The organism is Mycobacterium gallinarum, from assembly GCF_010726765.1.
Lineage (GTDB): Bacteria > Actinomycetota > Actinomycetes > Mycobacteriales > Mycobacteriaceae > Mycobacterium > Mycobacterium gallinarum.
The window spans coordinates 5090306-5102415 of the sequence record NZ_AP022601.1 but is presented as its reverse complement, the minus strand read 5'-3'; the positions used below and the strand labels follow the sequence as shown (position 1 = coordinate 5102415).

Sequence of the window (12110 nt, the reverse complement as noted above, 5' to 3'; positions counted from 1 at the left end):
CGGTACCCAGTTCAGCCCTGCGGCTGCGCACCGTGGAAGACCGCCTCGATGTTGTTGCCGTCGGGATCGCGCACGAATGCCCCGAAGTAGCCCGGGTGATATTCGGGCCATATCCGCGGCGCATGCAGGGATTCGGCACCCGCCTCGATCGCCGCGTCATAGAACGCCTGGACGGCGTCGGTGCTGGAGGCCTGGAATGCGAAGTGCACCTCACGGTTGGGCCCGGCCGCCTCGCCCGCATTCATGTCGGCGATCCAGAAATCGGGTTTGCCCTCGGTGCCGTAGCCGATGGCCACCTGATAGTCCATCTGGCGGCTGTATCCGAGCACTCCGAGGACCTTGTCGTAGAACGCCTTCGATTCTTCCCAATTCGCACAGTTGATTCCGAAGTGGTCAATCACAGCCTCATCCTGGCATCCCGGGCCGACGGCGATGAACGCTTGCGTGAAGAGCAGAAGCAAAAGTCGTACATTCAGCTCATGACGTACGACTTGATCATCCGTAACGGCACCATCGTCGACGGCCTGGGCGGTGAACCGTTCGTCGGCGATGTCGCGGTCTCTGACGGTCTGATTGCGGCCGTCGGCACGGTCGACGGCTCCGGTGCCAGGGAGATCGACGCGACGGGTCTGCTGGTCACCCCCGGGTTCGTCGACCTGCACACCCACTACGACGGGCAGGCCATCTGGAGCGACCGCATGATCCCGTCGTCGGCGCACGGCGTGACAACAGCCGTCATGGGCAACTGCGGCGTGGGATTCGCGCCGTGCCGCGCCGAGGACCACGACGTGCTCGTCGACGTGATGGCCGGCGTCGAAGACATCCCCGGTGTCGTGATGGTCGACGGGTTGCCGTGGACCTGGGAGACGTTCCCCGAATTCATGGACGCGCTCGACTCGCGCCGCCGCGACATTGACGTGGCCGCGTTTCTTCCCCACTCCCCGTTGCGGGTGTACGTGATGGGGCAACGCGGTGTCGACCGCGAACCTGCGACCGACGAAGACCTTTCCCTGATGCGCAAACTCGCGGCCGAAGCGGTGCGGGCGGGTGCGCTGGGTTTTGCATCGTCCCGCCTCACGCTGCACAAGACCATCAAGGGACAACCGATTCCGAGCTACGACGTGGACTACGCGGAGATCGAGGCGATTGCGCGTGGTATCAACGACGCCGGCGGTGGTCTGCTGCAGTTCGTGCCCGACCTGATGGCGGGTGACTACCAAGCGTCTCTGGGTGCGGTGTTCGACGTCGCGGGCGAAGTCGGTCTACCCGTGACCTTCACACTGGCGATCGGCAACGCGGGACCACCGATTCACCTCGACGCGCTGACCATGGTGGAGAAGGCCAACGCCAACGGCGGCGATGTCACGGGCCAGATCTTCCCCCGCCCGATCGGGCTGGTGCTCGGCCTGGATCTGTCAGGCAATCCGTTCGTGATGTACCCCTCGTATCAGGAGATCGCCAGGCTGCCACTCGCAGAGCGGGTCGCCGAGATGCGTAAACCCGAAGTGCGCGAACGCATTCTGAACGACAGACCGAGCAGCGACGGGCATCCCCTGATGTTCGCCGCGCAGGCATGGGACTACATGTTCCCGCTCGGCGATCCGCCGAATTACGAACCGGCCGCCTCGGATTCGATTGGCGCACGGGCCCGGGCGCGCGGCGTGAATCCGTTGGAGGAGGCCTACGACCGTCTCCTCGACGACGACGGACACGCCATGCTGCTCGTCACCCTCGCCAACTTCCGCGACAACTCCCTGGACACCGTCGCTGAACTGATCCAGCGTGACGACGTCGTACTCGGCCTCGGTGACGGCGGTGCGCACTACGGAATGATCTGCGACGCAAGCTTTCCCACGTACTTACTGACGCACTGGGTGCGCGACCGTGAGTCCGGACGGCTGTCGATCACGCAGGTGATCAAAGAGCTCACGTCCGTGCCTGCCCGGATCGGCGGCCTACAGGACCGTGGCCGCCTGGCCGTCGGGTACAAGGCCGATATCAACGTCATCGACGCCGACGCGATGCGACTGCACCGGCCCACCGTCAAGTCCGATCTACCCGCCGGTGGGCGACGGCTCGACCAGACGGCCGACGGCTACGTGATGACGATGGTGTCCGGCGAGATCATCAGCGAGAACGGCGAACCCACTGCGGCCCGTCCCGGCAAGCTGATCCGTGGTCGCCAGACCGCACCCGCCATCGCGTGAGCAGAGTCGCTCCCGTCGCTCCGCCGTGGAGCGACCAGGATGCCGCGGGGATCAACAGCTGGGGCCATCCCGACCGCACCTATGAACCCCTGCTGTTGGTGCGCTGCCTTCAGCGGCACCCCAATCTGGCGTCGCGATTGCGCAAGCTCGGCGAATCCCTCTATGTCGACGCGCTTTTGCCTCCGCGGGTGCGCACGATCGCGATTCTGCGGATCTGCGCGCTGGTGGGTTGCGAGTACGAGTGGGGCGGGCAGTCCGCGTTCTGGGGCCCGATCGCAGGCGTCAGCGACGACGAATGCGACGCGCTGGTCACCGGTGTCGACCCCGGCTGGAGCGAGTCCGAGCGCATCCTGATCGGCGCCGTCGACGAACTGGAGCGCACGGGCTCGTGGTCCGAGGAGACGTGGAATCGCTTGGGCGACAGCCTCAGTGACGAGCAGCGTCTGGAATTGCTCATCGCCGTCGGCTGGTACCGAACGATCTGCACATTGTGCAACGGGATGGCGCTACCGATCGAGGCTTGGATGCGGCGGTGGCCGGGGTCAGCCGACTGATTTGCGGTCGCGGCGCAGGCCCGGATGCTGGCTGGCGAGGAGCTTGAGCAACACCTGCCGCGGAAGTGCCTGCATCAGAACGGTACTCAGCTTGTTCTGCACGCCGGCGATCACCTCGCCGCGGTCGTGTTCGAGCGCGCCAACACCTGCCTTGGCGACCTCGCGCGACGGCATCCACAAGAACTTCGGGAACGCCGCGGCGAACTTCTCCTCGTCCATGCCTGCCGCCTCGAGGAATTTGGTGCGCACAGGTCCGGGATTTAGCGTGGCCACCGTGACGCCCGTTCCCGCCAGCTCGCCGCGAAGGCCTTCGGTGTAGGTCTTCACGAAGGCTTTGGTTCCCGCGTAGCCGGCTTGTCCGGGAAACGGATGGTAGCCGGCTGTGGAGCCGACATTGAGGATGGCGCCACGACCACGCGGCACCATCTGCTGCACCGCCCGCGTGCTCAGGTCGATGACGGCTTCGACGTTGACGCGTACCTGTCTGATCTCGTCGTCGACCGTCGAATTCTGGACGGCGCCGATGGTTCCGATGCCGGCGTTGTTCACCAGGATGTCGATGGTGAGACCACGCGAATCGACCTCGTCGAACAGCCTCGCCCGCGCATCGGGGTCGGCGACGTCACACCCGATCACCTCGACGCGCACGGTGCCGGACAGTTCGGCGGCCAGATCCCGCAACCGGTCCTCGCGGCGGGCCACCAGCGTTACACCGTGCCCACGGGTCGCGAGCTCGCGAGCGATATCGGCGCCGATACCCGACGATGCTCCGGTGACGACGGCGGTGGTGGCCGGTGACGGCGAGGGGAGTCCCATGGCTCGAACCTACGCGGACCGAGTCACGACCACTTTGCCGGTCATCCGGCCGGTCTCGACGTCGCGATGCGCCTCGCGAAGGTCTTCGGCCGTGAACCCCTCGACGGTCTTGGTGACCGTCGTGCGCAGCGTGCCGTCGTCGACGAGTGCGGCAGTGCGGGCCAGCAGCCGCTGCTGCTCGATCATGTCGGGTGTCTCGAACATCGACCGGGTGAACATCAGCTCCCAATGCCACGCGATGCTCTTCTGTTTCAGCTCGAGAAGGTCCAGACCGGGCGGCTCGTCGATCGCGGTGATGTGGCCGAACGGTTTGACGATCGCGGCGTAGTCGGAAATGTTGTCCTTCGAGTGCGGCGAGAACAGATAGTCGACGCCGTCGGGCGCGATGCCCAGTGCCTCGTCGCGCAGCCGGTGGTGGTCGATGACGGCATCGGCGCCCATACTCTCGGCCCATCGGCGCGACTCCGGACGGCTGGCCGTCGCAATGACTCGAACGCTGGTCAGCGCCTTGGCCAACTGGATCATGATCGAGCCGACGCCGCCCGCCGCGGCGAGCACCAGCAAGTCGCCCGTCGAGTCCTTCGTCAAATCGAAACGATCGAACAGCGTCTCCCAGGCGGTGATCGTCGTCAGTGGCAGTGCGGCCGCGTCGGCGAACGACAGCGACGTCGGCTTGCGCGAGACGATGCGCTCGTCGACAGCCTGGAACTCGGCGTTGCTACCCGGACGGGTGAGGTCGCCCGCATACCAGACCTCGTCACCAACGTGCAACGTTTCCACTTGTGGCCCAACGGCTTCCACGATCCCGGCGGCGTCGTATCCGAGGATGGAGGGGTCCGACGACGGCTGCAGGCCGGCGCGCACCTTGACGTCGGCAGGGTTGACCGAGACCGCTAGGACACGGACCAGGACGTCGCGGGAACGCAGCTCGGGTACGTCGACAATGACGTCCTGCAGGGCTTCGTCGTCGTCGACGGACTTCGTGGCAAATGCGCCGATCGCGGCCATTGTCGCCATGTTCTGGCTCAACGCCGCGATGCGATGGAAATCTTCCCCAGGGCTCGTATTGTCGGCTCTATGAGCGTCAAGGTGGATCTCGACAAACTCGCCGACGCGTTGGCGGAGTTCTCGTTCGGATACCTGATCACGGTCGGCGACGACTTCCGCGCGCACACCGTGGCCGTCGAACCGGTACTCACTGATGGCGTGTTCGAGGTGGGTCAGATGGGATCGGGCACGCGCCGCAACGCCGGCGAGCATCCCGACGTCACCGTCATCTGGCCGCCCGCCGCCCCCGGCGGCTACACATTGATCGTCGACGGCCGCGCCGAAGTAACCGACGGCGGACTCACCGTCACGCCCACCAAGGCGATTCTGCACCGCAGAGCCACGTCCGACTCCGTGGCGACGAGTCCCGACGGCCTGCACGACTGCCTGCCCTTGAAGCAATAGCAAGCTCGCCGAGCGTGGGCTTGTGTCACGCTTTTCGTGAAAAGGCGTGCGGGTAACCCACGTTCGGCGCGAAGTCGACACGAAAAAGCCCCGGCTCGACAAGCGAGCCGGGGCTTTTCGTTGAGCCAGACTTAGAAGTCCATGCCGCCCATGCCACCGGTCGGGTCGCCCGCAGGTGCGGCCGCCTTCTCCGGCTTGTCGGCGACGACTGCCTCGGTGGTCAGGAACAGCGCCGCGATGGACGCCGCGTTCTGCAGCGCCGAACGCGTCACCTTGACCGGGTCGGCCACGCCAGCCTTGAGCAGGTCCTCGTACTCGCCGGTGGCGGCATTCAAGCCGGTGCCGGCGGGCGAGTTGGTGACCTTCTCGGCGACAACGCCGGGCTCGAGCCCACCGTTGAAGGCGATCTGCTTCAGCGGAGCCGACAGCGCCACGCGGACTATGTTGGCACCAGTGGCCTCGTCGCCCGTGAGACCGAGGTCGTCGAGCGCCGGAGCCGACTGCAGCAGCGCCACGCCACCACCGGCGACGATGCCCTCCTCGACGGCAGCCTTCGCGTTGCGAACGGCGTCCTCGATGCGGTGCTTGCGCTCCTTGAGCTCCACCTCGGTGGCAGCGCCGGCCTTGATCACCGCAACACCGCCGGCCAGCTTGGCCAGGCGCTCCTGCAGCTTCTCGCGGTCGTAGTCGGAGTCGCTGTTCTCGATCTCGGCACGGATCTGGGCCACGCGGCCCGCGATCGCGTCGGAATCGCCGGCACCCTCGATGACCGTGGTCTCGTCCTTGGTCACGACGACCTTGCGGGCCTGACCAAGCAGCGCGACGTCAGCGGTCTCCAGCGAGAGGCCGACCTCTTCGCTGATGACCTGGCCACCGGTCAGGATCGCGATGTCCTGCAGCATGGCCTTGCGGCGGTCACCGAAGCCCGGGGCCTTGACGGCGACGGACTTGAAGGTGCCACGGATCTTGTTGACCACCAGGGTGGAAAGGGCCTCGCCCTCGACATCCTCGGCGATGATCAGCAGCGGCTTGCCGGACTGGATGACCTTCTCCAACAGCGGAAGCAGGTCCTTGACCGTCGACACCTTGGACGACACGAGCAGGATGTACGGATCCTCGAGGACCGCTTCCTGACGCTCGGCGTCGGTGACGAAGTAGCCCGAGATGTAGCCCTTGTCGAAGCGCATGCCCTCGGTGAGCTCCAGCTGCAGGCCGAAGGTGTTGGACTCCTCGACGGTGATGACACCCTCGTTGCCGACCTTGTCCATGGCCTCGGCGATCAGCTCACCGATCTGGACGTCACCGGCGGAGATGGCGGCGGTGGCAGCGATCTGCTCCTTGGTCTCGACCTCTTTGGCCGACTTGAGCAGCGTCTCGGTGATCTTCTCGACGGCCTTCTCGATGCCGCGCTTCAGGCCGAGCGGGTTGGCGCCGGCGGCGACGTTGCGCAGACCCTCGCGAACGAGTGCCTGAGCCAGGACGGTGGCGGTGGTGGTGCCGTCGCCCGCGACGTCGTCGGTCTTCTTGGCGACCTCTTTGACCAGCTCAGCGCCGATCTTCTCGTAGGGGTCCTCCAGCTCGATCTCCTTGGCGATGGACACACCATCGTTGGTGATCGTGGGGGCGCCCCACTTCTTCTCGAGTACGACGTTGCGGCCCTTGGGTCCCAACGTCACCTTTACGGCGTCGGCGAGGCTGTTCAGGCCCCGCTCGAGGCCACGACGGGCCTCTTCGTCATACGCAATTGTCTTGGCCATTGCGAAGTGATTCCTCCGGATTGGGGATGCACGTCTTGCGGTCGGGCGCAGTGCCCGCGACGGACGGCTGGGGATGTGCTCCGCGTGTGCGGCCCCTGCCTCACCGTCCCGACCTAGCACTCACCGGTCGCGAGTGCCAACTGCATTTTTAGCACTCAACCATGGCGAGTGCAAGATCGTTCACCGCGGGCGAAGGCCGTCCAGCACGACGTCGGTGAGCCGCTTCGCCGCCTCGTCGTCGTAGGTCTGCATGGCTTGCAGCCCGACCATGACCGCTTTGACGTCCGGTGCCGAAACATCACGGCGCACCACACCCGCCTCCTGGGCGGCAAGCAGCAGGTCACCGAGCATGGCGTAAAACTCGCCCTCCGCCTCGGGCATCGCCTTCTCGACGTCGATACCGACCCCCGCCAGCGCCTCGCTGAGGCCCCGATCGGTCGCCCCCCACTTCAACACCATCGACCGCAGGAATTCGAACAGCGCAGTCGCTGGGTCTCCGGCCGTCAGCAGACTGCGGCCTTCGCCGATGATGCCCCGAATCCTGTCCTCCACGACGGCCCGGAACAGGTCCTCCTTGGTCGGGAAGTGGCGGTAGACGGTGCCCGCCCCGACGCCCGCCCGCCGGGCGATCTCGTCGATGGGCACCGAAAGCCCCTCGCTCGCGAAGGTCTCGTAGGCGACCTCGAGCACCCGGGCGCGGTTGCGGGCCGCGTCCGCGCGCAACGGTCGGGCGGTCTCGGTCACCTTTGTCCCCTCGGGAATGGATTAAGCGGGGCGCTCGTTCCGTATACTTGTCATCAACCGGGGCGTACGCTCCGCTTAATACTCTACCGAGGAGACCCGATGTCCAATTGGAATACCGCCGATATCCCTGACCAGACTGGCCGCACGGCGGTGATCACGGGCGCCAACACCGGCCTGGGATACGAGACCGCCGCGGCGCTCGCCGCCAAGGGCGCGCACGTCGTGCTGGCCGTACGCAATCTCGACAAAGGGCAGGAAGCCGTCCGCCGCATCGAACAAGCCACCCCCGCCGCCCGCGTGGACCTGCAACAACTCGACCTGACGTCGCTGGAATCCATTCGTGCTGCCGCCGAACAACTCAAGTCCACCCACGACATGCTCGACTTGCTGATCAACAACGCCGGAGTGATGTTCACGCCGAAGTCGACGACCAAGGACGGCTTCGAATTGCAGTTCGGCACCAACCATCTGGGCCACTTCGCCTTCACCGGACTGCTCCTCGACCGGGTGCTCGAGACGCCCGGGTCGCGCATCGTCACGGTCAGCAGCGTGGGCCATCGCTTCGCCCGTAACGGCATCCGTTTCGATGACCTCCAGTGGGAGCAAAGCTACAACCGCTACCTCGCCTACGGGCAGTCGAAGCTGGCCAACCTGATGTTCACCTACGAACTGCAGCGGCGACTGGCCGGCACGGACACCATCGCCGCCGCCGCCCATCCCGGTGGATCGCGGACCGAGCTGACCCGCAATCTGCCACCACTGCTCGGCGCAGCGTCCGGCCTGCTGGAACCGCTATTCCAGGACGCCGCCATGGGCGCTCTTCCGACGCTGCGGGCAGCCACTGATCCCGGCGTGCTCGGCGGGCAGTATTTCGGCCCCGACGGCTTCGCCGAGCAGCGCGGCTACCCCGTGGTGGTGGCCTCCAGCAGGGCATCGCACGACGTCGACGCGCAGCGCAGGCTTTGGGCGGTCTCCGAGGAACTCACGTCGGTGGAGTCCCCAGTCACGCCCCCACTGCCACGATGAGGTGATTCGGCGGAGGGGGCGCGGATACTGGCATTTTTGCCGAAAGATGGCCGCTCCGAGAGAGTTTCACCGCTAGCATCACAAGCGATGTCACTCTGGGATCCGCGAAACGTGCCCCCGTATCCGCCGGCCCGCTACACCAAAGACGAACCGGAGGTCAGTGCCCGCCTGAGGCCCGGCACTGACCCGCCGGACTACGAATTCGGCCTCGTGAAGTACCACTATCTGGCCAACCAAGAATCCACCGACGGCGATTACGGCCTGTACCGCGTCGACATCGCCCCCAACGGCGGCGGGCCGGGCCCGCACTTCCACCGCACCATGTCGGAGGCCTTCTTCGTCCTGTCGGGGACCGTGAGGCTCTACGATGGCACCGACTGGATCGACGGCCATCCGAACGACTTTCTCTACGTGCCACCGGGCGGCATCCACGGCTTCCGCAACGAGGCCGACGCGTCCGTCTCGCTGCTGATGCTGTTTGCTCCCGGCGCACCCAGAGAGGCCTACTTCGAGGGCTTCGCGCACCTGGCCGACCTGTCCGACGAGGAGCGCGCCGAGTGGTTCATCAAGAACGACAACCACTCCGTCGAATGACACGCGGTAGCCGACACGCCGAAACGTGCGTAGGCGTAATCCGTTGCGCTAGGCTCATTCCGATCGCGTTCCGATCAGAACAAGGAGCTTTGGGTGCGGGCTTATGCAGCGCCCGACACCCAGGCTTTGCGGGGCTGGCAGCGTCGGGCATTGGTGCGGTATCTCACCGCTGCGCCGCGTGATTTCCTGGCGGTCGCCACACCGGGGGCGGGCAAGACGGCGTTTGCCCTGCGGATCGCCGGAGAACTTCTTTCCGAGCGCGTCGTCGACCAGATCACCGTCGTCGTGCCGACCGAGCACCTCAAGATTCAGTGGGCGATGGCCGCCGCCGGTGTCGGCATCGCGCTCGACCCGAAGTTCTCCAACTCCTCAGCACAGACGTCGTCGGAGTACCACGGTGTCGTCGTCACCTACGCCCAGGTCGCCAAGCATCCGTCGCGCCATCGCGTACGAACCGAGAATCGCCGCACACTCGTCATATTCGACGAGATCCACCACGGCGGCGACGCGAAGAGTTGGGGTGAGGCGATCCGCGAGGCGTTCGGCGACGCCACGCGACGGCTGTCGCTGACCGGCACGCCGTTCCGCAGCGACGACAGCCCGATCCCCTTCATCAACTACGAGCGCGGCGCCGACGGCCTGTTGCGCTCGCAGGCCGACCACACCTACGGCTACAGCGACGCGTTGGCTGACGGAGTCGTCCGCCCCGTGGTTTTCATGGCCTACTCGAGTGAGTCGCGATGGCGCGACAGCGCCGGCGAAGAGCACTCGGCGCGCCTCGGCGAGCCGCTCAACGCGGAGCAGACGGCGCGGGCCTGGCGCACCGCACTCAACCCCGCCGGTGAGTGGATGCCCGCCGTGATCGCGGCCGCCGACAAACGCCTACAGCAGAAGCGTCAGCACGTGCCCGACGCCGGCGGCATGATCATCGCCTCCGACCAAACGGCGGCGCGGGCGTACGCCGAACTCCTGACCCGGATCACCGGTGAGGTACCCACGGTCGTGCTGTCGGACGACAAGGGTTCTTCCGACCGCATCTCCGCCTTCGCAAAGGGCACCAGCCGCTGGTTGGTCGCGGTGCGGATGGTGTCCGAGGGCGTGGACGTACCACGGCTGGCGGTCGGGGTCTATGCGACGAGCGCGTCGACGCCGCTGTTCTTCGCGCAGGTGATCGGTCGGTTCGTCCGGTCACGTCGGCCCGGCGAGACAGCCAGCGTCTTCCTTCCCTCGGTGCCCAACCTGTTGCTCCTCGCCAGCGAGATGGAGGCGCAGCGCAATCACGTGCTCGGCAAGCCGGACCGCGAGTCGGATGGCCTCGACGACGATCTGCTCGCAGACGCCGAGAAGCAGAAAGACGAGTCCACCGAACTGGACAACGGCTTCGAGATGCTGGGCGCCGACGCGGAGCTCGATCAGGTGATCTTCGATGGGTCCTCATTCGGCACGGCGACGCCGGCCGGCAGTGAGGAGGAGGCCGACTATCTCGGCATCCCCGGCCTGCTCGACGCCGAACAGATGCGCGATCTGTTGCGGCGCCGGCAGGAGGAGCAGCTCGACCGCCGGAGCCGCGCAGCCGGCGACATTGATTCGAGCACGGCTTCTCCTCTGAATTTCCGCCCCTCGAAGCACGGACAGTTGCGCGAGCTTCGCCGCGAACTCAACGCACTGGTATCGATCGCGCACCACCGCACCGGGAAGCCGCACGGGTGGATCCACAACGAGTTGCGCAGAATCTGTGGCGGCCCGCCGATGGCGGCGGCGACGACCGGCCATCTGCTCGCCCGTATCGAGGCGGTCCGCACCCTCTGATTACCGGGGCGACAGCTCGAAGCGGAAATCGCTTTCGCCGATGCGTACATGGCACCCGTCACTGAGCGGGGCGCTGCCGCGAATTCGCTTGTGGTCCAGCTCGACGCCGTTGGCCGAGCGCGCATCGATGAGCACGAAACTGGTACCCGTGTCGATGATCACGGCGTGGTGGCGACTGACCCTCGGATCGTTGAGGGCGATGTCGTTGTCCGATCGTCGCCCGATCCTGGTGGCCACACCCTTCACCGGATAGCACTCACCGGTAGCCGCCCGCAGTTGGGCACGCTCCTTGCCGGTGTTGATGGCGGTGCGGTTGGCCAGGCTGATGAACGTACCCGCGAGTGTGGTGTCGGGCGGGGGTTTGGCGTCCATCGGCTCCTGCCGCAGGATCCGCTCATGCAGGTCGCGCAGCGCCCGGCTCGGGTCGATTCCGAGCTCGTCGGCCAGCACGGTCTTCAGGCGCTGATACGCGTCGAGGGCATCCGACTGTCGCGCCGAGACGTAGTACGCGATCATCAGCTGCTCCCAGGCCGGCTCGCGGAAGGGATGTTCGGCGACCAGCCGCTCCAGCTCCCCCGTGATCAGCTTCGCGCGCCCGCAAGCGATCTCGGATTCGGCGAGGGCGATGTGGGTGGCGATCTTCTCGTCGGTCATGGCCGTGGCGAAAACCGAGACGAAGTCGAAAGCCCGCAGGTCTTCGAGCACGTCACCGCGCCACTGGGCCAACGCGTTCGAATAGTGACTGCTCGCCTTGTCGAACCGGCCGGCCGTCGCGGCCTGGACGCCCGCGTTCCGCTCGCGGATGAACCTCCCCAGGTCGACGCTCAACTCGTCGATGTTGAGCCGGTATCCCGGCGAGACCTTCTCGAGCATGCTCCGCCCGTCCACACCGACCGATCCGAGGAGCCGACGCAGATTGGACACGTAGGCGTGCAGGCTCGCGCGCGCTTCGGCTGGGGCATCCTCACCCCAGACGGCGTTGATCAGGGAATCCGCTGCCACCGGCCGATTACGGTTCATCACCAGCGACGCCAGCACCGCTCGCTGTTTCGGCGTGCCGATCGGCACCACGGTGTCGTCGACCGTCATTTGCAACGGTCCGAGAAGACCAAACACTGGGCCTCTCTGCGGCATCGGCTGTCCTACCCATC

The 12110-nt window shown here is 66.2% G+C and carries 12 protein-coding genes; 6 read left to right on the top strand and 6 right to left on the bottom strand.

Features of this window, described 5'->3' with window-relative positions; translation table 11 throughout:
• Positions 1-11 precede the first annotated feature (11 nt).
• The gene (locus G6N42_RS25080; protein ID WP_163734393.1) at positions 12-401 is read right to left on the bottom strand and encodes a VOC family protein; all 390 of its coding nucleotides are present in this window, start codon (positions 399-401) and stop codon (positions 12-14) included.
• A gap of 78 nt (positions 402-479) precedes the next feature.
• Here G6N42_RS25080 and G6N42_RS25075 point away from each other — a divergent pair, with 78 nt between their 5' ends.
• Positions 480-2207 carry an N-acyl-D-amino-acid deacylase family protein gene (locus G6N42_RS25075; RefSeq protein ID WP_163734390.1) on the top strand — a complete coding sequence of 576 codons (1728 nt, stop codon included), beginning with the start codon at positions 480-482 and terminating at the stop codon, positions 2205-2207.
• Positions 2204-2761 (top strand): carboxymuconolactone decarboxylase family protein, encoded by a 558-nt coding sequence (locus G6N42_RS25070; RefSeq protein ID WP_163734388.1) that lies wholly within the window; start codon positions 2204-2206, stop codon positions 2759-2761. Before G6N42_RS25075 ends, G6N42_RS25070 begins: the two co-directional genes overlap by 4 nt.
• Here the strand turns inward: G6N42_RS25070 and G6N42_RS25065 are convergent.
• Together G6N42_RS25065 and G6N42_RS25060 are read right to left on the bottom strand one after the other, a co-directional pair.
• Positions 2750-3577, bottom strand: a complete 828-nt coding sequence (locus G6N42_RS25065; RefSeq protein ID WP_163734385.1) for an SDR family NAD(P)-dependent oxidoreductase — start codon at positions 3575-3577, stop codon at positions 2750-2752. The genes G6N42_RS25070 and G6N42_RS25065 overlap by 12 nt on opposite strands.
• Before the next feature lie 9 nt (positions 3578-3586).
• Positions 3587-4594, bottom strand: a complete 1008-nt coding sequence (locus G6N42_RS25060) for a zinc-binding alcohol dehydrogenase family protein (RefSeq protein ID WP_163738200.1) — start codon at positions 4592-4594, stop codon at positions 3587-3589.
• A gap of 60 nt (positions 4595-4654) precedes the next feature.
• Here G6N42_RS25060 and G6N42_RS25055 point away from each other — a divergent pair, with 60 nt between their 5' ends.
• Positions 4655-5029, top strand: a complete 375-nt coding sequence (locus tag G6N42_RS25055; RefSeq protein WP_163734382.1) for a pyridoxamine 5'-phosphate oxidase family protein — start codon at positions 4655-4657, stop codon at positions 5027-5029.
• 131 nt (positions 5030-5160) lie between these two features.
• On the opposite strand, the gene groL is transcribed toward G6N42_RS25055, so the two are convergent.
• Together groL and G6N42_RS25045 are read right to left on the bottom strand one after the other, a co-directional pair.
• Positions 5161-6786, bottom strand: a complete 1626-nt coding sequence (gene groL, locus G6N42_RS25050; protein ID WP_083124148.1) for a chaperonin GroEL — start codon at positions 6784-6786, stop codon at positions 5161-5163.
• Between the two features lie 180 nt (positions 6787-6966).
• On the bottom strand, positions 6967-7530 hold the full coding sequence (locus tag G6N42_RS25045; RefSeq protein ID WP_163734379.1) for a TetR/AcrR family transcriptional regulator: 564 nt from the start codon (positions 7528-7530) through the stop codon (positions 6967-6969).
• A gap of 99 nt (positions 7531-7629) precedes the next feature.
• Between G6N42_RS25045 and G6N42_RS25040 the strand changes: the two genes are divergently transcribed.
• The 3 genes from G6N42_RS25040 to G6N42_RS25030 all read left to right on the top strand — a co-directional run bounded on the left by G6N42_RS25040 (position 7630) and on the right by G6N42_RS25030 (position 10959).
• The gene (locus G6N42_RS25040; RefSeq protein WP_163734376.1) at positions 7630-8556 is read left to right on the top strand and encodes an SDR family NAD(P)-dependent oxidoreductase; all 927 of its coding nucleotides are present in this window, start codon (positions 7630-7632) and stop codon (positions 8554-8556) included.
• A gap of 87 nt (positions 8557-8643) precedes the next feature.
• Positions 8644-9150 (top strand): cupin domain-containing protein, encoded by a 507-nt coding sequence (locus G6N42_RS25035; RefSeq protein ID WP_163734372.1) that lies wholly within the window; start codon positions 8644-8646, stop codon positions 9148-9150.
• A 93-nt stretch (positions 9151-9243) separates the two neighbouring features.
• The gene (locus G6N42_RS25030) at positions 9244-10959 is read left to right on the top strand and encodes a DEAD/DEAH box helicase (protein ID WP_163734369.1); all 1716 of its coding nucleotides are present in this window, start codon (positions 9244-9246) and stop codon (positions 10957-10959) included.
• On the opposite strand, the gene G6N42_RS25025 is transcribed toward G6N42_RS25030, so the two are convergent.
• Positions 10960-12093, bottom strand: coding sequence for a BTAD domain-containing putative transcriptional regulator (locus G6N42_RS25025; protein WP_163734366.1), 1134 nt, complete (start codon positions 12091-12093; stop codon positions 10960-10962).
• Positions 12094-12110: the final 17 nt, after the last annotated feature.